The sequence below is a fragment of the Exilibacterium tricleocarpae genome (assembly GCF_007004655.1).
GTDB lineage: Bacteria > Pseudomonadota > Gammaproteobacteria > Pseudomonadales > Cellvibrionaceae > Exilibacterium > Exilibacterium tricleocarpae.
Window position 1 is genome coordinate 238,103 of the sequence record NZ_ML660094.1, and the last position, 21,210, is coordinate 259,312.

General features: G+C 60.8%; 20 protein-coding genes. 10 read left to right on the top strand and 10 right to left on the bottom strand.

The window, feature by feature from the left end:
- The first annotated feature begins 15 nt into the window (after nucleotides 1-15).
- Nucleotides 16-693, top strand: a complete 678-nt coding sequence (locus FKG94_RS14105) for a phosphoglycolate phosphatase (protein WP_142904980.1) — start codon at nucleotides 16-18, stop codon at nucleotides 691-693.
- A gap of 686 nt (nucleotides 694-1,379) precedes the next feature.
- Here the strand turns inward: FKG94_RS14105 and FKG94_RS14110 are convergent.
- Together FKG94_RS14110 and FKG94_RS14115 are read right to left on the bottom strand one after the other, a co-directional pair.
- A complete protein-coding gene (locus FKG94_RS14110) occupies nucleotides 1,380-1,985 on the bottom strand; it encodes a hypothetical protein (protein WP_142904981.1) in 606 nt (201 codons plus the stop codon).
- Nucleotides 1,986-1,989: 4 nt separating this feature from the next.
- On the bottom strand, nucleotides 1,990-4,032 hold the full coding sequence (locus tag FKG94_RS14115) for an ankyrin repeat domain-containing protein (protein WP_142904982.1): 2,043 nt from the start codon (nucleotides 4,030-4,032) through the stop codon (nucleotides 1,990-1,992).
- Nucleotides 4,033-4,453: 421 nt separating this feature from the next.
- Between FKG94_RS14115 and FKG94_RS14120 the strand changes: the two genes are divergently transcribed.
- Nucleotides 4,454-5,761, top strand: coding sequence for a cytosine deaminase (locus tag FKG94_RS14120; protein ID WP_179957651.1), 1,308 nt, complete (start codon nucleotides 4,454-4,456; stop codon nucleotides 5,759-5,761).
- On the opposite strand, the gene FKG94_RS14125 is transcribed toward FKG94_RS14120, so the two are convergent.
- Nucleotides 5,758-6,342, bottom strand: coding sequence for a class I SAM-dependent methyltransferase (locus FKG94_RS14125; protein ID WP_179957652.1), 585 nt, complete (start codon nucleotides 6,340-6,342; stop codon nucleotides 5,758-5,760). The genes FKG94_RS14120 and FKG94_RS14125 overlap by 4 nt on opposite strands.
- Nucleotides 6,343-6,950: 608 nt before the next feature.
- On the opposite strand from FKG94_RS14125, the gene FKG94_RS14130 reads away from it, so the two are divergent.
- The 3 genes from FKG94_RS14130 (at nucleotide 6,951) to FKG94_RS14140 (ending at nucleotide 10,454) form a co-directional block, all read left to right on the top strand.
- On the top strand, nucleotides 6,951-7,148 hold the full coding sequence (locus FKG94_RS14130) for a hypothetical protein (protein WP_142904985.1): 198 nt from the start codon (nucleotides 6,951-6,953) through the stop codon (nucleotides 7,146-7,148).
- Nucleotides 7,149-7,429: 281 nt separating this feature from the next.
- On the top strand, nucleotides 7,430-9,181 hold the full coding sequence (gene ggt, locus FKG94_RS14135; RefSeq protein WP_142904986.1) for a gamma-glutamyltransferase: 1,752 nt from the start codon (nucleotides 7,430-7,432) through the stop codon (nucleotides 9,179-9,181).
- Between the two features lie 25 nt (nucleotides 9,182-9,206).
- The gene (locus FKG94_RS14140; protein ID WP_142904987.1) at nucleotides 9,207-10,454 is read left to right on the top strand and encodes a retropepsin-like aspartic protease; all 1,248 of its coding nucleotides are present in this window, start codon (nucleotides 9,207-9,209) and stop codon (nucleotides 10,452-10,454) included.
- A gap of 198 nt (nucleotides 10,455-10,652) precedes the next feature.
- On the opposite strand, the gene FKG94_RS14145 is transcribed toward FKG94_RS14140, so the two are convergent.
- Together FKG94_RS14145 and FKG94_RS14150 are read right to left on the bottom strand one after the other, a co-directional pair.
- Nucleotides 10,653-11,921 carry a glycerate kinase type-2 family protein gene (locus tag FKG94_RS14145; protein ID WP_142904988.1) on the bottom strand — a complete coding sequence of 423 codons (1,269 nt, stop codon included), beginning with the start codon at nucleotides 11,919-11,921 and terminating at the stop codon, nucleotides 10,653-10,655.
- A gap of 178 nt (nucleotides 11,922-12,099) precedes the next feature.
- On the bottom strand, nucleotides 12,100-12,507 hold the full coding sequence (locus FKG94_RS14150) for an FHA domain-containing protein (protein WP_142904989.1): 408 nt from the start codon (nucleotides 12,505-12,507) through the stop codon (nucleotides 12,100-12,102).
- 255 nt (nucleotides 12,508-12,762) lie between these two features.
- On the opposite strand from FKG94_RS14150, the gene FKG94_RS14155 reads away from it, so the two are divergent.
- From FKG94_RS14155 to speB, 5 genes are all read left to right on the top strand, one after another.
- Nucleotides 12,763-13,980: a pyridoxal phosphate-dependent aminotransferase gene (locus FKG94_RS14155; RefSeq protein ID WP_142904990.1), complete on the top strand. Its 1,218-nt coding sequence runs from the start codon at nucleotides 12,763-12,765 to the stop codon at nucleotides 13,978-13,980.
- A 38-nt stretch (nucleotides 13,981-14,018) separates the two neighbouring features.
- Nucleotides 14,019-15,638: a 5-guanidino-2-oxopentanoate decarboxylase gene (locus tag FKG94_RS14160; protein ID WP_142904991.1), complete on the top strand. Its 1,620-nt coding sequence runs from the start codon at nucleotides 14,019-14,021 to the stop codon at nucleotides 15,636-15,638.
- 27 nt (nucleotides 15,639-15,665) lie between these two features.
- The gene (locus FKG94_RS14165; protein ID WP_246125149.1) at nucleotides 15,666-16,166 is read left to right on the top strand and encodes an Lrp/AsnC family transcriptional regulator; all 501 of its coding nucleotides are present in this window, start codon (nucleotides 15,666-15,668) and stop codon (nucleotides 16,164-16,166) included.
- Nucleotides 16,167-16,177: 11 nt separating this feature from the next.
- Nucleotides 16,178-17,641: an aldehyde dehydrogenase family protein gene (locus tag FKG94_RS14170; RefSeq protein WP_142904992.1), complete on the top strand. Its 1,464-nt coding sequence runs from the start codon at nucleotides 16,178-16,180 to the stop codon at nucleotides 17,639-17,641.
- Between the two features lie 93 nt (nucleotides 17,642-17,734).
- A complete protein-coding gene (gene speB / locus FKG94_RS14175) occupies nucleotides 17,735-18,691 on the top strand; it encodes an agmatinase (RefSeq protein WP_142904993.1) in 957 nt (318 codons plus the stop codon).
- Nucleotides 18,692-18,702: 11 nt separating this feature from the next.
- On the opposite strand, the gene FKG94_RS14180 is transcribed toward speB, so the two are convergent.
- From FKG94_RS14180 to FKG94_RS14200, 5 genes are all read right to left on the bottom strand, one after another.
- Nucleotides 18,703-18,834 (bottom strand): DUF3149 domain-containing protein, encoded by a 132-nt coding sequence (locus FKG94_RS14180; protein ID WP_142904994.1) that lies wholly within the window; start codon nucleotides 18,832-18,834, stop codon nucleotides 18,703-18,705.
- A gap of 102 nt (nucleotides 18,835-18,936) precedes the next feature.
- Nucleotides 18,937-19,284 (bottom strand): hypothetical protein, encoded by a 348-nt coding sequence (locus tag FKG94_RS14185; RefSeq protein ID WP_142904995.1) that lies wholly within the window; start codon nucleotides 19,282-19,284, stop codon nucleotides 18,937-18,939.
- A gap of 128 nt (nucleotides 19,285-19,412) precedes the next feature.
- Nucleotides 19,413-19,925 carry an SRPBCC family protein gene (locus FKG94_RS14190; protein ID WP_142904996.1) on the bottom strand — a complete coding sequence of 171 codons (513 nt, stop codon included), beginning with the start codon at nucleotides 19,923-19,925 and terminating at the stop codon, nucleotides 19,413-19,415.
- The gene (locus FKG94_RS14195) at nucleotides 19,915-20,268 is read right to left on the bottom strand and encodes an ArsR/SmtB family transcription factor (protein WP_218943530.1); all 354 of its coding nucleotides are present in this window, start codon (nucleotides 20,266-20,268) and stop codon (nucleotides 19,915-19,917) included. The genes FKG94_RS14190 and FKG94_RS14195 overlap by 11 nt, the downstream gene beginning before the upstream one ends.
- Nucleotides 20,269-20,369: 101 nt before the next feature.
- The gene (locus tag FKG94_RS14200) at nucleotides 20,370-21,011 is read right to left on the bottom strand and encodes a TetR/AcrR family transcriptional regulator (protein ID WP_246125152.1); all 642 of its coding nucleotides are present in this window, start codon (nucleotides 21,009-21,011) and stop codon (nucleotides 20,370-20,372) included.
- Nucleotides 21,012-21,210 lie beyond the last annotated feature (199 nt).

Genomic DNA, 21,210 nt, shown 5'->3' on the forward strand with positions numbered 1-21,210 from the left:
TTTAAGGTTGATTAAATGGCGGCAAGCACACTCAGGTTGGCGGCGATCGATCTGGACGGCACTCTGGCCGACACCGTTGCGGATATCGCCGACAGTGTCGATATGACCATGACGGCGCTGCAACTGCGGCCCCACGGTATCGACAAGGTGAAAAGCTGGATCGGCAACGGCATTCCCACCCTGTTGCGGCGCGCCCTGGCGGACAGCACCGGCGCCGCACCGGATGACGATTTATACCTGCCGGCACTGAGTGCCTTTAACCGCATCTACGCTGAAAATCTGGCGCGCCACAGTCGCCTGTATCCCGGCGTTGCCGGGGCCCTGGACAAGCTGCGCGGGATGGGCCTGCAGTTGAGCTGCGTCACTAACAAACACAGTCGTTTCACTTTGCCGTTACTGAAAAGTCTGGGCATCTACAGTGCGTTTGACCTGGTTGTCAGCGGCGGCGATCTGCCCAAATCCAAGCCCCATCCGATGCCGTTGCTACATGCGGCCAATACGCTTCATATCGACGCCGGGCACGCTGTGATGATCGGCGATTCCAACAATGATATCGCCGCCGGGCGCGCCGCCGGTTTTTATACCATAGGTGTCACCTATGGCTATAGTGGCGGCACCGACATTAAAGACACCGGTGCGGACCGGGTAGTTGAATCTTTCGCCGATATTCCCGCCATTCTCTCGCAGCTTTGAGCTGGGATTGTTCCAAAAGCAAGCGGGGTGTTTTTGCCATCACTTGCGGTAGCGCAGTGTGGGGTCAGAGCAGAATGACACTTATTTGAGGAAGTCTTTGCGAACCGATTCGGTCCTTGCCGGGAAGGGAGGCACGCCACCATCAGCTGGCACCCCCTCCGGTAGCACGGTGCGGGGACGTAACTTCAGTTGCGTCCCCTTCGAGGGGAGCCACTCCCAGTGAACGACAGCACCTCTATCCGTATACTGCGATTCCGTATAGTTTATCCGGCATCCATGAACGTTTTAGCGGTGCCTTAAAAAAAGGGGAGTGGCACGAATGGCACTTCCTTAAGCAAATATGTGCCAATTGACCGGTCTGGCTCTGGCTGAAGCCTTCAGAAACACGTCGTGAACCCATCCCTGGGGACTTCCCGACAGCATCCCTGCTGTCGAGAGTTTCTGAAGGCTTCAGCCAGAGCCAGACCTTCCTTCAGTACGCTGAATCGAGGTCGAGGCGACTGGGGCGGCGGATCGATAAACTGATGCAAATACGCTTAAGGAAGTGCCATTCGGGAGTGGCACCATTCTAGGGGGACGCAACTGAAGTTACGTCCCCGCACCCTGCCACCGGAAGATCGACTCTGAACAACAGCGCCGACACCGATAGTAAAGACACCGGCCCACAGCGGTGAAACAGTCTCTGATCAATAAGGCGTCACCCGCTTCTGCCGCTCGAGCGCCTCTTGCTTCAACTGTTGCAGGTCCACCTCCCCCAACCACGGATAGAGCCCCCAACGTTGACCGCGGGCAGCCATGGGCATGATATACACCCAACCCACAAACGAACCTCGAGTCTTGACAATCAAATGCCCATTGACGAACAACAGCCCGAGCACCGCGCTTTCATAGCCGGCACCGGCCTGGCCGCTGTGCCAGCCACCGCTATCAAACAACAGCCATCCGTTGCGACACTGCGGCGCGCCGGAGCCGCCGGCGTCAAAGCGGCGCTGCCCGATGATTTCACCATAGCGTATGGCCGCTACTGTCAATGCGCCCTCGCCGTCCGTTCTCAGCTCTACCAGGTCAGCCCTGTCGTCAAGCCCAAACTGGGTACTCAACGAGATAGACCGATACTTCTCGCCCGCGGCGGTGGCCGCGGCGTAAAAGCCGTCCCTGATCACACACTGCTCGGGCGCGCGCTCCGGCAGCGGCGGCCAGTGCGCCGGATAGGGATCGACGCTGCTGGTACAGGCACCGAGGACACTCACCAGTATTAACAAACCCTGCCGTATTACGCACTTTGCATACATGGACTTATTCCCCCGCCACCCGCCGCGCAGCAAGCGCTTTGACAATCCGCAATTGCTCGCCGCGATAGGCAAGATCATAAGCGGTTTCCCCCCGGCTATTGGCTTTGGTGACATCGGCACCGCGGCGCAACAACTCCGCGACTATCTCCGGGTGGCCGTATTTTGCCGCCAGTATCAATGCGGTTTCCCCGGCCCGGTTTAACGCGGCATCGATCGGCATACCGCGCGTCAGAAGGTAGTCAATGGTTTCGACCGAACCACTGCCAATGGCGCCATGAAACACTTTCGGGTCATCGGGTGTGACACTGTCCGGCCCCGCCATCGCAACGATTTTACGCAAGTAATCCACCCGCCCCGCAGCGGCCGCCGCCCGGTACAACAGACCCAGGTTGTGACGGCTCAGGCGGCCGGGCTCCAGCAGATACTCGACCAGCGCCGCGTGACCGGAATCCTGGCCGGCTTTGGGAATAACGATTTTCCGGACCAGCCGCCCGTGATCGCTATCGGCGCCTGCTCGCACCAACGCCATCGCTACCGCGGCGTTTCTCTCCATCTGATCGCGGCGGGTGTTGGCACGCACTTTCAGGTTCAACGACAGCGGACTGCCCACGCCAATATCGGCGTTGGGGTCGGCACCCGCTTCCAACAACAGCTCGACTGTCTCCAGGTGATTTTCCGCCACTGCCAGCAACAACGGCGTATAGGTTCGCGAAACCGCCGGCGTGTAGCGGGTGTCGATATCGGCCCCGCGTGCCAGCAGGATCGCCACCGCCTCGGTATTATTGGCCCGCACAGCCACATAGAGCGCCGGTCTTAAAATATCAGCGGGCGGTTGCGCGCCAAAGCGCTGCAGCAGTGGTGCAACCAGGTGGTTGTGGCCGGCGGCCAGGGCGTGGGCCAGTACATCTTTGCCCTCTTTGTCTTTGCGGGCAAGATCCGCCCCCCGGGCCATCAGTGCCTGCAACACTTCGCGATGGCCGTATTTCGCCGCCGCCATGGCGGCGGTCAAATCCATAAAGTTGAGACTCTGGTCATCGATATCGGCGCCGGCATCGAGCAGCACATTGACCGCCTCGGTGTGTCCGTAACGGGCCGCCAGGTACAGCGGCGTGACACCGTGGCGATTGCGCGGCGCCACCGGCATGCCACTTTGCAACAACAGGCTGATGACCTCGGCGCGCCCGGCCACCGCCGTATAATGCAGCACCGTATTGCCGGCGGCACCGGCGTCTGCCGTGAGTTCCCCGGCCGCCAGTTGCCGTTTCACCCCGTCTATATCGCCGAACCAGGCCGCCGCCAGCATCGGCGGCAGCTTCTTCGGCACATCGAGGTTGTCGCGACGGTCGCGCTTTGAAAGTTTGACCTTGGCTGTTGCCGCCGGCGCCTGCTGCGCCTCTTCATAACCAAAACCAACCGCGCGCCGGTAGCTGCGCTTGTGGGTCTGTCGAAAGAGTTTATCGAGTTGTTTGACGGCTTCTTTAGTGTTATCCCAACCGTCGTCGGACCGACTGTGATGCCAGGCTATCCCCCGCGCCTCCACAAACAGTGTGCGACTCAGATAGTCCGCCTCGACAACACACTCAACCACCTCGGCTGTCTGTCCGGGTTTCATCGGGGTGCGTTCATCGCGTTTGCGGGTACAGTTTTTTGGCGCCCTCAACTTGGCCAGTCCGGTGGGGGACCGGCTGCGCACAAAATCCCGGTTGTCCGACCACAACGTGACGACATCGGCTCCGTATTGCGCAGCTTTCTCCCGCGCCAGACGCGTCGCATCAAAGGTACCGGACAGGGCTTCACACTGGTCCTTTTTTTTGCAGTGGTACTCCCGCAACACCACCGAAACCACACCGATAGGCTGGTAGCCCGCAGCCAGCAACTGTCTCTCCTCCAGCACGGAGACATCCGCTAACGCCGTCTTGGGGGCAAAGACTAACTTTTTGCTGATCGGCACATACTTGAGGTGTTCGAGTTTTTTAGCAAAACCGACCGGACTGCTGACCAGGCCGATGGCAACTAGGGTTACCCGCAACAGGTGTCGCTTGAACATAAGCTTTTTCCCCTGGCCCGCGTGTATCGTCGGAGTGCGGGTAGTTTTTATTGGTTGTACTGCCAATCGCGACGATCAAAAGCAAGTATCCCCTGTTTTTCGAACTCGCGCCAGCCTCGCCTGCCCGACTCGATTTGTCTTTATCCCGTGTCAGCTCGCTAACGTCAACCAGCGATGCCATCCCGACAGCGGCTGCCAAGCCGTTGCTTCATCGGCGACCGTACATCGGGCACTGCCCTCGACAAGTTGGCGAAAACAGCCCGACTCTATTGCAATCGAGAGAATTTTCATGCTATTACTTCGCTCGCTCCGCGAGCGTTGCACGTTCGCACCACACACTCGTTTTACAACAAGACCCGATTGGCGCCACCTGCGCAGCAGCCTTGCCAGCGCCTGGAGATTTATCAAAGGTACTCGGGCTATGCAACCCTGTAAACTGCCAGATACCGGGAATTTACTGTTGCGCCATGCGCGCGTCCCCGCTGGAACACTGGCTGATGTCAAAGACGCGCCAGCGCCGGGCAGCGATGGGCTGGTCGAGACAGATATTGCCATTGACGACGGCCGCGTTGTCGGCCTCGGTCTGCCACTGCAACGCAGCAGCGCCGCCATGCCGGTGATCGATCTGGACGGTGCCCAGGTCTGGCCCTGCTATGTCGACATCCATACGCATCTGGACAAAACCCACAGCGCCGAGCGCACCCCCAACACCGACTACAGTCTGCTCGGCGCAATCCGGGCGGATCAACGCGACCAGGCCAACCACTGGAACGACGTCGATCTGCGCAAACGCATGAACTTCGCCTTGCAGTGCGCCTACGCACACGGCACAGCGGCAATGCGTACCCACCTGGTGTCGACGGCGTCGTTACGGCGCCTCACCTGGGACGTGTTTACCCACTTGCAGGAAACCTGGGCCGATCGCATAACGCTGCAGGCGGTCTCGCAAGTGGCGATGGAAGACTTGATCGGTACCGGCGGTAGAGAGTTGGCAGATTTTGTCGCCGAACGCGGCGGTGTATTGGGATGCACGATTAGCGGCAGCCCCGGCCCGGATATCGCTCCCCACCTGGATACGGTGTTTGCGCTGGCGGCGCAAAGAGAGCTCGACCTGGACTTCCATGCGGACGAGAACCTCGACCCCGACTCCCACGCCCTGCGTTATATCGCCGAGACCGCACTGCGCACGGAGTTTTCCGGCAAGGTTGCCATCGGCCACTGCTGCAGCCTCTCGGTACAACATGTCAGTGAGGTCAAAAAAACGTTGGACCTGGTGGCTAAAAGCGGCGTTGCCATTATCGGTTTGCCCGGCACCGACCTCTATCAACAGGATCGCCACCCCGGCCACACCCCTCGCTACCGCGGCATCACCCGCCTCCACGAAATGCAGCAACGGGATATTGCCATCGCCCTTGGCAGTGACGCCTGTCGCGATCTGTTTCACCCGTTTGGCGACTGCGACCTGCACGCGGTTTTCGCCCAGGCGGCCCTGTTGGGACATCTGGATTCCGATCTCAGCAACTGGCCGCTCGCCGTCAACCGCACGGCGGCCGAATTGATGGGCTTGGCCGACACCGGCACCATCGCCGTGGGCAGCCCGGCCGATCTGATTATCTTCTCAGCGCGCTCCTACGGCGAGCTGTTATCCCGTCCCCAGGCAGACCGCCTGGTATTGCGCCAGGGTAAGCCCATCGATACGACCCTACCGGACTATCGCCTGCTCGATTAAGTGTTAACGCCCTCTATCCTCGGGCGGTGCAGTGAATTGTCGATAACCAGCAGATAACCTTTGCTGCGGGTGCGTCCACCCAACTCACGCGGGCACAGGATGCAGGAAAAGTTGCGCTTGCAGTAATCGGCCAATTGCATAAAAGTCGGCCGCCCCGGATCGGCAAAAATAATTTGCTTCACCCCCGCCCGCAGAGCTGTTGTGACGAGCAGTTTGAGTTGCGTGAGCAACTCCGGCCAGAAACAGATATCCGCCCCGAGCACGATGTCCTGGCGACGAAAATCATCGTCGCCCAGTTGGTCGAAGCTGGCGTGGGCGGTTTCTACGCTGACGTTGTTAAGCTGCTCGTGGGAACTGACATAAGGGAATACGCGGCTGTCCGCATCCACCAGTAACGCCCGGCCGGCAAAGTGTTTGGCGCAATAAATACCGATCAGGCCCCAGCCGCAACCGATATCCATAATCCGCTGTCCGGGTGGCAGGGGGTGTTCCTGCAGGTAGTCCATGATCATATAACTGGATTGCCAGACCTGATGGCCGTGTAGTGTCGGCACCCGGTCTTCGCGTTTCAACTTCTTCAAAGTTGCATGCCTGTTTTTCAGGACTTTTACACCATAGACTGAGCGTACGTGGGTCGACAGCATTCAGTGCACACTCCGGGAATATAGAAAGCGGCGTTGGGTAGAGAACGATTTCGCCGGCCACGGCGACAGAACCGCACGGCTGACTTGGAAAAAACAAAACGAGAAATTGCGCAAGGTTTTGCACAAGAAACTGCCTGAAAACTCGACAGAAAACGTCGAGAGGATTTGTATCAGCGGCAGGCTTAACCTCAGACCCGGGGATTGTAAACGTTTGGGTAGTGAAGTCAACGAGTATCTGTCAGCCGGCCCGCTGCCGAAGCGACACTACACTGTGCGGATAGGCGGCAACAGTCCAAAGGACCTCTCTCGAAGGACCCCGCAAAGGACCTCGCAAAGGACCTCGCAAAGGACCCCGCAAAGAACCTCTCAATCACCTCTCAACGGACCTTCCAGTCGTTGGTCTGCGGGTCACCCGCGGCCTGCCGCACGAACACCGGCGCCGGGCGGGATTGTGACTGTCGTTGCGTTAATAAAAACTAACCCGGCATTATACGCGCAATTCGTGTAGAATAGCGGCTTGCCAAACAACAATGAAAGGTCGAGGAATGGTTGCCAAAACCCAGAAAAGCACTGCCAAAAAACAGCCAGCAGCAGTCGAAACATCATTATCCATAGCAGAGCAGACCAAAATATTTCTGCAAACCGGCGGAGAGATTCAACAGATTAAATCCGGTGTCAGCGGCAAGCAAAGTATGGGGGCCGCCAAACCCTCCGGCGCCGGTGCCAACACCGCCAAAGCCTAGACCCCGACGCGTCTTACCCGATCCTGTCGCCCCGACACCAGCCCGCGCACCGCTTCCGGGACACCACGCCGGCTCCGCTCGGGTAAAGTCCCCGCCCCGCGTTTCGAAGCGCCGCCCAGTCGGCCGCCCGCCATGCTGATGTTGCGTCATCATCCACGGCATTCGTCTTTTTATCATGTCCTGCGCAGGGAGCCCTGCCCAGAAGCCTTACAAAGGCCCGGGCCCCCGCGCAGGGGCTCCACTTGTTTCAGCGTCCCGTGTTTATCACTAAAGAGGTTGATATGAGCGATAACAACACCCCGTTCTCCCTGATTGCCTTAACGCTTGCTGCCGCATTGTTCCTCAGCGGACTCGACAGCGCCCCTGCGGCGGCGGCTGACCGTATCACCGGCAGCACCGACGCCACCCGCTCGGCGGTGATCGCCGCCCGCGGCATGGTGGCCACCAGTCAGCCTCTCGCCACCCAGGTCGGCCTGCAGGTATTGCGCGAAGGCGGCAATGCCATTGACGCAGCTATCGCCGCCAATGCCGCACTCGGGTTGATGGAACCCACCGGCTGCGGGATCGGCGGCGACCTGTATGCCATCGTCTGGAGCGCTGCCGACAAGCGGCTGTTCGGCCTCAATGCCAGCGGCCGCTCGCCGTTGGGGCTGAGTTTCAGGGCCTTGAAAAAAGAATTACGGGCTCTGCAACGGGAGGATTTACCGCCCTTCGGTCTGCTGCCCATCTCGGTGCCGGGGACGGTGGACGGCTGGTTTATGCTCCACGAGCGCTTCGGCAAACTGCCCATGTCGCGCCTGCTGGCGCCCTCCATCGATTACGCCGAGCAGGGTTTTCCGGTCACGGAGCTGATCGCCTACTACTGGGGCCGGCGCCTGGACATCTACAGCCGCCAGCCCGGTGCCTTCGTCGACACCTTTACTATTGACGGGCGGGCGCCCGCCACTGGCGAGCTGTTTCGCAACCCCGACCTCGCCAACACCTACCGCCTGCTTGCCAGCGGCGGCCGGGACGCCTTTTACCGCGGTGAAATCGCCACCAAAATCGACGCCTTCATGCGCCGCGAAGGCGGCTATATCCGCAAGCGGGACCTGGAACAACACACCTCGGAATGGGTCGAACCTATGTCGGTCAATTACCGCGGCTACGATGTGTGGGAGTTGCCGCCCAACGGCCAGGGCATCGCCGCGCTGCAGATGCTGAATATTCTGGAGGCCTATGACCTGCGGGCCATGGGCCACAACAGCCCGGAACTGCTGCACACGCTGATCGAGGCGAAGAAACTGGTATTTGAAGATCGCGCCAAGTTCTATTACGACGCCGCCTTTGCCAGCCAGCCGCTGGCGGGCCTGCTGTCCAAGGACTATGCGGCGCAGCGGCGCAAGCTGATCGGCCCCCGGGCCGCCGAACGGGTCGACGCCGGCAACCCTAATCTGTACCAGGGCGACACGATTTATCTCACCACCGCCGATGCGGCGGGTAATATGGTGTCACTGATTCAAAGCAACTACCGGGGCATGGGCTCCGGCGTGGTGGTGCCGGGACTCGGGTTCGGCTTGCAGGACCGGGGGCAGATGTTCTCCATGGACCCCAAGCACAACAATGTCTATGCCCCGGGCAAACGGCCGTTTCACACCATCATTCCGGCATTTGTCACCAAAGACGGTGAACCGGTGATGAGCTTCGGCTTGATGGGCGGCGCCATGCAGCCCCAGGGCCATGTGCAGATTCTGGTCAATATCATCGATTTCGGCATGAATCTGCAGGCCGCCGGCGACGCTCCACGCTGGCAACACTTCGGCTCGAGCGAGCCGACCCAGAGCGCCGCCGCCTATCTGAGTGACGGCGGCCGGGTGGCGCTGGAGTCCGGTATTCCCTATGACACCGTGCGCGGGCTGCTGCAGCGCGGGCATCGGGTCGAGTACGATCACGGCGGCTACGGCGGTTACCAGGCCATCTGGTACGACCGCCGGCAGCGGGTCTATTACGGCGCCTCCGAATCGCGCAAGGACGGCCAGGCGGCGGGGTTTTAACGGCAGTGCGATTGCAGGTAAAGCAATGGGGACTAAACTCTTTTTCAGCATCAGTATCGTCCTCAGCTTTGCGCTGGGATGGGTGGCCGGCAACTACTCGCCGCAACCGGGCCCCGGCGGCGGCCCGGTCGCCGGGGCGGAGCCGGTCTCCCCTGCCCTGGCGGATGGCACCCCACGCCCCCGGACCGCAGTGAACGACGGCGGCGCCGAAATCGCGGTCACCGGTTGCGATTGTTATGTCGAGGCGGAACAGCCCGCCACCACCGCCCCGTCCTTTACCGCGCTGTTGCAACAGCGCCGCTTCGGTGAAGCCCTGCAGCTCTATCGACGCGCCATGGACTACGGCGACCCGCAAAGACACGAACTGAGAAAACAACTGCTGGCGTTTATGCGCCTGAAACTGCAGCAACTCAACTACCGGGACTTTATCGATCTGGCCGGCCTGTTTCTGGAAGAGTACTACGACGATATCGATGTGCTGCTGATCGCGGCGACCTTCAACCAGCGTATGGGCTATCTGGAAGAGGCCATCGGCCTGTTCCAGCAGGCTGTGCTCTACGCTTACCAGCCGGGGCAAAAACGCCAGGTAGCGGCGGCTTACGACGATTTTGTGCGCGCCGTCGACGCCCTGCTCGCCAAACAGAGCCGCTGGCAGGACTTGTGGCGGTTTTACGCCCACACCGATACCGTAGGTTTGATTCGACCGGCCGATAAAATTCGCCTGGCGCAATTGTACTATCGCGCCGGCAACCAGGCGCTCGGGCGGGAGGTGCTGGCGAGCCTGGACGACGATCCCCACTGGCGCGAGGAGGCGGCGCAGGCCCTGCGCCAGTGGGATGCCGGGCAGGCGACGGCGCTGGCCCAGGAGCGCCCTGAACCCGACCCGGCGACAGAGACCATCGCCCTGCAAACGCGCGGGGAACACTATCTGGTACCCGTGTATTTCGACGACCAGGCTGCGCATTTGATCCTCGATACCGGCGCCTCTATGCTCACCCTTACGCGCGAGCACTTCGACACCCTCTCGCGCGGTCTCGATATCCTGCCGTTGGGCTCGCGTATGTTCCATACCGCCAACGGCGTCTCCAACGGCGAGGTGTATCGCGTAGAGGCGCTCAGTATCGGCAATTATGAATTGCGCGGGGTGAATGTCGCCGTGCTGAATATGTCCATGGGCGATGACGCCGACGGTCTGCTCGGCATGAATGTGCTCAAGCATTTCAAATTCGAGATCGACCAGGACCGCAACCGCCTCAACCTCCGCGCCCGTTGACGGCGGCCGTTGTGGCAGCTATTTGTCGCAATTCGTGCGCTGACCAATATTTTTTTCACCCAAGAACAGCTTTTGGTGTCCTTAACCGGCCCGGATCGAGACCTAAGTGCCACCGAAGTGAAAGTATTTTCTGGTCGAAGCACTAACGAGAGTTGCGGCAACCGGATGCGGCAACTATTCCGGCAACTATTCCGGCAACTATTCCGGCAACACCAGCAGCGCCCGAAAGTCATTGACGTTGGTGCGGGTCGGCCCCGTCACCAGCAGTTCGTCGAGCGCCGAGAAAAAACCATAGCCGTCGTTGTTGGCCAGCAGCCCCTCCACATCCAGCCCCGCTGCCAGCGCCCGTTCATAGGTGTGCGGCGTCAGGGTGGCGCCGGCATTGGATTCCGAGCCGTCGATACCGTCGGTATCGGCGGCAATGGCGTAGATACCGGCGCTGCCGCGCAACTCCAGCGCCAGCGCCAGCAGAAATTCCGCATTGCGCCCGCCGCGGCCGCCGCCCCTCACCGTCACCGTGGTTTCACCGCCGGAGATGATCACACAGGGCGGCGCCAGCGGCTGCCGGTAGCGACGCACCTGGCGGGCAATGGCGGCGTGCACCTTGGCAACCTCCCGCGACTCGCCTTCTATCCGATCGCTGAGAATCAGCGCTTCGAACCCCTGTTGCCTGGCGTGCTCGGCGGCGGCAACCAGCGACTGTTGCGGCGTGGCAATCAGTGTATAGCGGCTGTTTGCCAGAGCCGGATGGTCCGGCTTTAACGTTTCCGAGGCCGGACTCTGCAACCAGTCGAGCACCGCCGGCGGTCCGTCGATACCGTATTTTTGCAGCACTGCCAGCGCCTCGGCGGAGGTGGACGGATCGGCGACAGTCGGTCCCGAGGCGATCACGCTGGGATCGTCACCGGGCACATCGGAGATGGCGAAAGTGTGCAACGATGCCGGCCAGCAGGCCTGCGCCAGCCGCCCGCCCTTGATCGCCGACAGGTGCTTGCGCACGCAATTCATTGCCGCAATATCGGCGCCGGATTGCAACAGTGCACGGTTGACGGCCTGCTTGTCGGCCAGTGAAATACCCGGCGCCGGCAGCGACCAGAGCGCGGAACCACCACCGGACAGCAGGCAGAACACCCGATCACCGGCATCGAGACTGTCCACCAGTGCCAGCGTGCGCCGCGCCACCGCCTGGCCGGCATCATCCGGAACCGGGTGGGCCGCCTCGATCACTTCGATATGCCGGCATGGTGCGCCGTGGCCGTAGCGTGTCACCACCAGCCCCGACAGCGGCCCCTGCCAGTGTCGTTCCAGCGCCGCGGCCATGGCAGCGGCGGCTTTGCCGGCGCCGATAACCACCGCGCGCCCGGTGCGGTCATCGGGCAGGTGCTCGGCCAGCACCTGGTCGGGATGGGCCGCCGCCACGGCGACGGAAAACAGATTGCGCAGCAACGCTTTAGGGTTATCGTCCACGATCAGGCCTCGCATCCAAAGCGGTTTATTATAGAGAACTCCCTCAAAATCAACAGCTTGAAGAGGCTATCGGGGCTCGGTTGTTAAACCTTGGGGAAGGAGACCAGCGGAGCATAAGCGCCAGCATAGCGGGGCTTACCAGCGGGGTGAGACATTGGGGTTTAATGAACCATTGGGGTTATTGAGGCTTGAAGAGCACCTTGAAAAGAATCAGGTCGGGGTCCGCCAGATCGATGTTTTCACCCAGCTTGATATAGCCCTGGCCCGCCAGCGGGTAAAAGTTGTCCCGGATAAAGAGCCCGTCGGTGCGCCCCACCTGCACGCAGGTACCATTGGTACTGCGGTCCAACAGGCCGATCTGCCGGCCCCGGAATTCAATGGTGCAGTGGTTGCGCGAGACCAGATCATTGTTGATCACCAGATCACAGGACTGGGGGTCGCGGCCTATCTTAAAAGGCAGGTCCTGCCTTTCGATGGCGTACTGCCTGCCGCGGAAAAACAGTTCGATATGAGTGGCCTGGGCGCTCATATCGTGCTGCGAGTCGGTGTTGAGAACCGTCGTGGTGGACGAGCTTTCTGTGCTCATGGCACGGCCCCCTCTATAACCTAATGGCACTAAAAAAACCGGATTCTAGCACGAAGCCCCGGTGGGAATGTAAACCTGTTGAACGAGATGCCAATTCAACTGATCGCCGCCGACAGATTCCGCATTTTCTTTCAGCGCAACGGCCGCTCCCCGCAGAATCTGCGGTATTTGCAGCGGATAAAAAATCCCCTGCCTGCACTTTTTGCTAGGCTAACGCTTATTCAACGCCCAGACAAATCGCCCACAGGTGCTCCGATGACAACGACAACTTCGCTGGCCGGCGTAGACGCTCCGCCACACCCTTTCGCCATCAGCGCGCAGGCCAAACGCCTGCATCTGGACTCGGCCAGCGCCTGGCAGGTACACGAGCGGGCCCAGGCGCTCAAACAGCAGGGCGAAGATGTGGTGTTGCTCTCGATCGGCGACCCGGATTTTCGCACCCCGGAGCCGATTATCGACAACGCCGTCAGCCATATGCGCGTCGGCCGCACCCACTACTCCCCCGCACTGGGCGAACTCAATTTGCGCCGCGCCGTGGCCGACCAGGAAACCCGCACCTCGCCCCACCCCTGCAGCGCCGCCGAAGTGGCGGTGTTCCCCGGCGGTACCGCGGCCATATTCGGCGTGATGAGCTGCCTGCTGGACCCCGGCGACGATATCGTCATCCCCGATCCGCTCTATGTCGGCTACAGCCCCATTATGCAGGCGCTGGGCGTCAATATCGTCGCGGTGCCCACCGCACCCGAGCGGGATTTCGAACCGCAGTTCGACGCCATCGTTGCCGCCATCACGCCGCGCACCCGGGTGGTGTTTATCAATACCCCCGGCAACCCCACCGGCGCCATTATCGGTAAATCGACGTTAACCCGCCTCGCCGCTTACTGTTACGAGCAGGGCCTGTGGCTGGTCTGCGACGAAGTCTACTCGATGTTTACCTTTGAGAAGCCCCATGTATCGCTGCGGGCAGCGGCGGCCCGGCTGGACAATATCGTGATGATCGACGGTCTGTCCAAAAGCCACGCCATGAGCGGCTGGCGCATGGGTTGGGCGGTAGCACCGCCGGCACTGATCGCCCATCTGGAAAAATTTATGACCATGTCGCTGTTCGGCAGCCCGCAGTTTCTCCAGGACGCCGCGGCCTTTGCCCTCAGCAATGACGAATACTACGTGCAGGAGATGAAAAGGGAGTATCGGAAGCGCCGCGACCTGGTTTGCGATCTGCTCGAACAGGTGCCCGGTATCAGCCCCCATCGCCCGCAATCCGGAATGTTTGTTATGCTGGACGTCTCAAAGGTGCTCGAAGACGACCAGGCATTCGCCGATCAACTGCTGGACGAACAACGCGTCTCGGTAATTCCCGGCAGCGCCTTCGGCACCAGCACCCGCGGCCACGTGCGCCTGTCACTGGTACAACCGGGTCACGTGCTCAAACAGGGCTGCGAACGCATCGGCGAGTTTGTCAGCCGCCGCTGACACCTCAACCTCTATCGAGTAACTATCGGGCGACACACATGCAAACCTGTGGTGAACAACTCGTCAAACTCCTGCAAGACTACGGCATCGATACTATCTTCGGTATTCCCGGTGTGCACACCGTGGAGCTGTACCGCGGGCTCGAGCAGACCGACATCCGCCATATCACCCCGCGCCACGAACAGGGCGCCGGTTTTATGGCCGACGGCTATGCCCGCGCCACCGGTCGGGTGGCCGCCTGCTTCATCATTACCGGCCCCGGCATGACCAATATTGCCACCGCCATGGGGCAGGCCTATGCCGACTCCATTCCGATGCTGGTGATATCCAGCACCAACCGGATACGGGAGTTGGGCGCCGCCGAGGGTCGCCTGCACGAACTCAAAAACCAGCGGGAGCTGGTACAGGGCGTGGCGGCGAGCAGCCATACACTGCTGCATCCCGGTGATCTGTCCAGGGTTATGGCCCGGGCTTTTACCCTGTTTGCCAGCGCGCGGCCGCGGCCGGTGCATATCGAGATACCCATCGATATCATTGCCGGGCCCGGCGCCGTTCTCCCGCCGCGCCCCGTAGCAACCGGCTTTAAGCCGGGCCCCTGCCCCGCGGCGATAAAAAAGGCGGCGACCCTGCTGGCCGCCGCCGAGCGCCCGGTGATCTTATTCGGTGGCGGCGCCGCCGGCGCCGGCGCGGCGGCCCGCCGTTTAGTGGAACACCTCGACGCGCCCTTCACCCTGACCAGCAACGCCAAGGGTTTGCTGCCCCCGGGCCACCCGCTGTCACTGGGCAGCAATCAGTCGCTGGGACCGGTGCGGGAACTGATTGGCGGCGCCGATCTGGTATTGGCAGTGGGCACGGAACTCGGGGAAACGGACTACGACTTTTTCTTCGACGGCGGTTTCAAGATTGACGGCAAGTTGATTCGGGTGGATATCGACAGCGAGCAACTGAGTAAAAATTTTCTCGCCGATGTAGCCATCCCCGCCGATGCCAATCTGTTCCTGACCGGCGTGTGTGCGGCACTGGAGATCGACGCCACCGACTCGCAACCGCAGTCGCCCGCCGCGCTGCAGGTGGCCGCCGTCAGAGGCGAACTGCAAGCGCTTAAAGACCGGGCGCATCTGGCCCACGACCGCCTGTTTGGCGTTATTCAGCAAACCCTGCCCAATGCCATTGTGGTCGGCGACTCCACCCAACCGGTTTACTCCGGACAACTGAGCTTCGAGGCCCGCCAGACCCGCTCCTGGTTCCACTCCGCCACCGGCTTCGGCACCCTGGGCTATGGCCTGCCCGCCGCCATCGGTGCGCAACTGGGCCAACCGCACTGTCCGGTGGTGGCGCTGGTCGGCGACGGCGGCGCCCAGTTTTCGCTGGGCGAGTTGGCCTGTGCAGTGGAAAACCACCTGCCGGTCATTCTGTTGCTGTGGAACAACCGCGGCTACCGCGAGATTAAGCAGTATATGCAACACAACGCCATACCCACCATCGGGGTGGATATTCACACGCCGGATTTCGCCCAGTTGGCCCGCGGTTTTGGCGCCGCCACCGACAAGGCCTACAGTTATGAGCACCTGGCGGAATTGCTCGGCCAGGCAGCGGCCCGCAAAGGCCCCACACTGGTTGAAATCGACGAGTCGGACGTCTTGGATAATTGGCAGTAACTGAGCGGAAACCGGGGGCGGCGCTTTTTGAAACGTTTGTTGAGACAGAGTATCGATCACTTGGACCTGCGTATTCTGCAACACCTGCAGACCAACGCTAAAACCACTAACCAGGACCTGGCGGATACCGTGGGCCTGTCGCCCAGCTCCTGCCTGCAACGGGTGCGCCGCCTGGAGGACAAGGGGTATATCGATCGCTACCTGGCCAGGGTGAACCTGTCCAAGCTGTGTCGCTCGATCACCTGCATCACCACGGTGACCCTGAAGCAGCACGCCAAGGAGGACTTCGACCAGTTCGAGCAGGCGGTGGCGGCGATTCCCGAAGTGGTGGAGTGCTTTACCGTCTCCGGCGGCTTTGACTTCGTGCTGAAAGTGGTGTGCCCGGATATGGACCGCTACCTGGCCCTCAACAATGAGCTGGTGGCCGGCGGCGCCAATATCGAAAACGTCAGCACCCACGTGGTGATGAACGAAAACAAACCGTTTACAGGCTATCCGCTGGATACCCTGATCGACAAACCCGACTAGCGAAGCCCCCCATGCCCGAACTGCAACTGCCCCAAACCGACCGACTCTACCTGAACGGCGCCTGGCAAACTGCCGGCGGCGACCGCTCGATCGAAGTCGTCAATCCGGCCACCGCGACGGTTATCGCCACGGTGCGCGAAGCGTCGACAGCGGACGTCAACCGGGCCGTCGACGCCGCCGCCGCGGCGCTGCCGGCCTGGTCCGCCACCCCCGCCCGGGTGCGCGCCGACTATATCAATGCGATCGCCGAGCGCATACTCGCCCGCAAGCAGGAACTGGCCGCGTTGATCACCGCAGAGATGGGTATGCCGGCACAGTTTTGCCTGCCCGTTCAGGTCGAGGGACCGGCCGCGGGTATGGCCAGCTACGCCGACCGTGCCGCGGGTATGGAAACCCGTAGTCGCGCCGGTACCTCACTGGTACTGAGGGAGCCGGTCGGTGTGTGCGGCTTTATCACGCCCTGGAATTATCCGCTGCACCAGATTGTCGGCAAGTGCGCACCGGCCCTGGCGGCAGGCTGCACCATGGTATTGAAGCCCTCGGAGTTGACCCCGCTCGATGCCATTGTGTTTGCGGAAATTATCGCCGCCGTGGGCCTGCCGGCCGGCGTATTCAACCTGGTGCAGGGGACCGGTGTCCCGGTGGGCGAGGCGCTGGTGGCGCACCCGCGCGTGGATATGGTTTCTTTCACCGGTTCCACCCGCGCCGGCACCCGTATTGCGGCTCTGGCGGCCCCCTCGGTAAAACGGGTGTGCCTGGAGCTGGGCGGCAAATCTCCCTATATCATTACCGAAGACGCCGATTTCGCCGCCGCCATTGATTTCGGCGTGCGCCAGGTGATGATCAACAGCGGCCAGAGCTGCGATGCCCTCACCCGCATGTTATTGCCGGCCAGCCGCTACGAGGAGGGGGTGGCGCTGGCCCGCGAGGTTACCGAGTCGCTGGTCGTCGGCGACCCGACCCGCGCCGATACCGATATCGGTCCGGTCAGTTCCCGGGCCCAGCAACAGCGGGTGCAGGAATATCTGCGCAGCGGCCTGACGGCAGGTGCGCGCCTTGTTTGCGGCGGCCCGGATGCGGTCGACGGCCAGCCCGGCGGCGCCTTTGTACGGCCCACCCTGTTTGCCGATGTCAGCAACGATATGACCATTGCGCGGGAGGAAATTTTCGGCCCGGTTATCGCGATGATTCCCTACACCGATATCGACCAGGCGGTGGCGCTTGCCAATGACACGCCCTACGGTTTGTCCGGCGGCGTCTGGGCCGCCGACAACGACGCCGCGGTGGCTATCGCCCGGCGCCTGCGCGCCGGTCAGGTCTATATCAACGGCGGTGACTTCAACTACGAAGCGCCCTTCGGCGGTTACAAGCAATCGGGCAACGGCCGCGAATGGGGCGATGCGGGGCTGGAAGAATTTATTGAAATCAAAGCGCTGCAGTTCGCCGCCGGTCAGGACGACAACGCGGCGCCATAAACCAGTTGCTATAAACCAATTGCTATAAACCAATGGGCCGAAGGGTAGCGTGATACCCTGCCGACCCAGTGACAAACGGGGTATCTGCACATCATGAGCGATCAGTTTAACCAACCCCTCGGCGGCAACAGCATGCCGCGTTTTGCCGGGCCTGCCACGATGTTTCGGTTGCCGTCGCAAAGCGACGCCACGGGCCTTGACATCGCCATTGTCGGCGTCCCCCTGGATATCGGCACCAGCAACCGCGCCGGCACCCGTTTCGGGCCGCGGCAAATCCGCAGTGAATCGGTACTGGTCCGGCCCTACGGTATGGCCACCCGGGCGGCACCGTTTGACAGTTTCCAGGTGGCGGATATCGGCGATGTCCCGCTTAATACCTTTAACCTGGAAAAGTCGATTGCCATTATCGAGCAGTTTTACGACGCCGTGGTCGCCACCGGCGCCAAGCCCCTCAGCCTCGGTGGCGACCACACCATCGCGCTGCCGATCCTGCGCGCGCTGGCCAAACGCCACGGCAAGATGGCCCTGGTACACGTCGATGCCCACGCCGACATCAACGACACCATGTTCGGCGAGAAAGTCGCCCACGGCACCATCTTTCGCCGCGCCCTGGAGGAAGGTCTGGTGGACGGCCACAAAATGACCCAGATCGGTCTGCGCGCCACCGGTTACAGTGCCGGGGACTTCGACTGGTCCCGCGAACAGGGTGCGACGGTGATACAAGCTGAGGACTGCTGGTACCGTTCCCTGGCACCGGTGATGGATGAAGTGCGCCAACGTATAGGTCCGGATACACCTACCTATCTGAGTTTCGATATCGACGGGCTCGATCCGTCGGTGGCTCCCGGCACCGGCACGCCGGAACCGGCCGGGCTGACGGCAGCCCAGGGATTGGAAATCATTCGCGGAGTTTTCGGCACCGATTTGATCGGCGCCGATCTGGTGGAGGTGTCGCCCCCTTATGATACGACCGGCAACACCTCGCTGCTGGCCGCCAACCTGGCCTTCGAAATGCTGTGCAGCTTTCCCGGTTGCAAGCGGCGCGACTGAGGCGCGCGGCGCTATTTTTTGTTGTCCGCCTCGGGCTTGTCCTCACGCATATGCCGCAAGGCATAACGCCCGACCCAGGCAACGATCACGCAGGTCAGGATGACGACAACCAGTCCGGATACAACTACTGTGTCTAGGTACATATGGGTTCCTTCGATGGCGTGCTGATGACACGCTCACCATAGGAAATTCCCCTGCCCGCGACCATGATCCTGATCAAAAGGGATGCATATTGCTCCGCTACATCACCGCTGATAGAGACTTTTTCTCGGGTTGGCTTTGAAGTACTTCTCAGCCGCCAAGGCTTTCTTGCAAACCGGTTCATCCCAGAGCAAACCGGGGGAATAGTCGCCATTGGTGTTTCTCGCCTGCCCCAGTGTTGCATAGTATCGTTCGCAATAGTCTGCCGCCCTGCCGTTTTCAATACATCTTTGTATCTCTTGTTCTTTCAAGCGCGCAATTTTCTCCGGCCTAATCGCTTGACAATTGTCCATCAGGTGCAGCGCCTGCTCTCTGGTTATAGCTTCGGCAAAGGCAAATAACGGCGCGCTGAGCACGACTATCAGCAGCGGTGTTGCGGCTATTTTCGTCATAGGCAAATCCTGATTTTAACGGCAAAGCACACCGGTCCTGGCAAATCAGCGCGCTAAAGCGCCGCGGTGGCAAAAGATGTGAGTGCAAAACACAGGTCTCAGCAAAACTGAGACCTGTTATTTCGGTGTTAGAGCGTTTCAAGGTAGCGGGTGAGTTGGTCGAGCCCGGCACCCCAGCCGTTACCGTGTTGAGAGCGGGAGGCTTCAAAGGCTGCGGCTTCTGCTTGGGTCGGAGCTATCGGTTGCCAGATCAACCGCAGCCGGGTTTTATCGCCGAGTGCTTCGAGTTCAATGGTTGCCCGCATTTCTTTCGGCCAGTCGGGCATCTGCGGGTTGGGGAGAATATCGCCGGCCTCGTTCGACATATACTGCCTGAAAACGAGGCTGACAGGCGGGTTCACGGCTTCGTACTTGGTCAGCAACCACATCTGGTGTCCGCCGGGCGCCGTCAACTTATGCAGTGAGGAGCCTCCGGGTGTTATATCGGCGGAGACATACTCGCAGGTAAACCCCTTTTGCGGGAACATCCAGTTTTGCAGATGCTCCACTTGGGTCCAGGCGTCAAAAACCAACTGGCGCGGCGCGTTGAGTTCTCGCGTTATTATCGAGGGTTCCACCTCAAGTTTATTGTCACTGCTCATCCTTCACCTCGTCGGATTGAATTGCGTTTAAATACTCTTCCAGGTGATCCAGGCTGTTGGTCCAATACTGTTCGAACTGGATTACCCATTCCTGTATCAGTTTCAACTGCACGGCATTGACTTTGTAAACGCGATAGCGGCCTTCTTTTCGGTCAGTCACCAAACCCACTTGCTTCAACACACCGAGGTGCTTGGACACCATGGGTTGATTCCACCCCATGCGTTGGGCAATCTCGTTCACGCTCAGCTCCCGGCCGGCAAGCGCCTCAATCAGCGCGCGTCGCTTTGGTTCTGCAATCGCATTAAAGGGGTCGAAAGTTGTTCGTGTCCGTGCCATCGGCATAATATATTCCTATAAAGGAATATGTCAATAAAAATATCCCCTCGTGTTGTCTATGAGGCTCCGCTGCTGCAGCCTTGGCGGCAGATAAGGGCCACCCACTGTCAACGGCGGTTAAAATTGCTCAACAGGACCCTGGCGGCCATCTGACACATTCCCTCCATGGCTTCACTGTCCACATAGATCCCATCGATCAACAGCCGGCTCAAACCGTGCAGCATGCTCCAGCTCACCTGGGCGAAGCGCACGGCGTCCATATCGTCCGGCAGCAGCCCGTCGCGCTGCCAGTCACCGATCAGCCCCGCATAGCGGCGAAAGGAACCATAAGCCTCGCGCTTGAGCGACTCGGTGGGTTGGCCGGCCTTCCAGATATCGCGGCCGAACATCAGGTCGTAGTACTGCGGGTTTTCCATGGCGAAGCGGATATAACCGCTGACGAAGCGACTGAAACGCTCCTCGAAAGCCAGCGAGTCATCGGTAAACATCCGCTGTCGGGCCTGGCGTTGAAACCCTTCCTCCGCCAGCGCGCAAAGCAGGCTGTGTTTGTCGGCAAAGTGGTGGTAAGGCGCCGTGCGCGACACCCCCACCCGATCGGCGAGCCTGCGCATGCTGAGGCCATCGATACCTGCTTCGCGGATCATGGCCATGGCCGCGTCCAGTAGGCTGCGGCGCAGGTCACCGTGGTGGTAGTGTCTGCGGCCCCCGGTGGTGGCACGGGTTTTGGCGGTGGCTTTGGTGGCGGTCACCGCAGGTCTGCCCTGTCGGGGCCGATCCTATCGGACGGCTGCACATCGGCGTTACTTGTTGCGGGGTGCTTCATATCGAGGCTCCTTACGTGGTGGAAACTTACCCTCTCGAAGGGGACCAAGTTACCCTCAACCGGCACCGCCTCCAACGGCACAGTGCGGAAACATAACTTTAATTGTGTCCCCTAGTATGGTGCCA

Coding starts and splice junctions, on each gene's coding strand:
- FKG94_RS14105 (WP_142904980.1), top strand. CDS start 16: ATGGCGGCAAGCACACTCAGGTTGGCGGCGATCGATCTGGACGGCACT.
- FKG94_RS14110 (WP_142904981.1), bottom strand. CDS start 1,985: ATGTATGCAAAGTGCGTAATACGGCAGGGTTTGTTAATACTGGTGAGT.
- FKG94_RS14115 (WP_142904982.1), bottom strand. CDS start 4,032: ATGTTCAAGCGACACCTGTTGCGGGTAACCCTAGTTGCCATCGGCCTG.
- FKG94_RS14120 (WP_179957651.1), top strand. CDS start 4,454: ATGCAACCCTGTAAACTGCCAGATACCGGGAATTTACTGTTGCGCCAT.
- FKG94_RS14130 (WP_142904985.1), top strand. CDS start 6,951: ATGGTTGCCAAAACCCAGAAAAGCACTGCCAAAAAACAGCCAGCAGCA.
- ggt (WP_142904986.1), top strand. CDS start 7,430: ATGAGCGATAACAACACCCCGTTCTCCCTGATTGCCTTAACGCTTGCT.
- FKG94_RS14140 (WP_142904987.1), top strand. CDS start 9,207: ATGGGGACTAAACTCTTTTTCAGCATCAGTATCGTCCTCAGCTTTGCG.
- FKG94_RS14150 (WP_142904989.1), bottom strand. CDS start 12,507: ATGAGCACAGAAAGCTCGTCCACCACGACGGTTCTCAACACCGACTCG.
- FKG94_RS14155 (WP_142904990.1), top strand. CDS start 12,763: ATGACAACGACAACTTCGCTGGCCGGCGTAGACGCTCCGCCACACCCT.
- FKG94_RS14160 (WP_142904991.1), top strand. CDS start 14,019: ATGCAAACCTGTGGTGAACAACTCGTCAAACTCCTGCAAGACTACGGC.
- FKG94_RS14170 (WP_142904992.1), top strand. CDS start 16,178: ATGCCCGAACTGCAACTGCCCCAAACCGACCGACTCTACCTGAACGGC.
- speB (WP_142904993.1), top strand. CDS start 17,735: ATGAGCGATCAGTTTAACCAACCCCTCGGCGGCAACAGCATGCCGCGT.
- FKG94_RS14180 (WP_142904994.1), bottom strand. CDS start 18,834: ATGTACCTAGACACAGTAGTTGTATCCGGACTGGTTGTCGTCATCCTG.
- FKG94_RS14185 (WP_142904995.1), bottom strand. CDS start 19,284: ATGACGAAAATAGCCGCAACACCGCTGCTGATAGTCGTGCTCAGCGCG.
- FKG94_RS14190 (WP_142904996.1), bottom strand. CDS start 19,925: ATGAGCAGTGACAATAAACTTGAGGTGGAACCCTCGATAATAACGCGA.
- FKG94_RS14195 (WP_218943530.1), bottom strand. CDS start 20,268: ATGCCGATGGCACGGACACGAACAACTTTCGACCCCTTTAATGCGATT.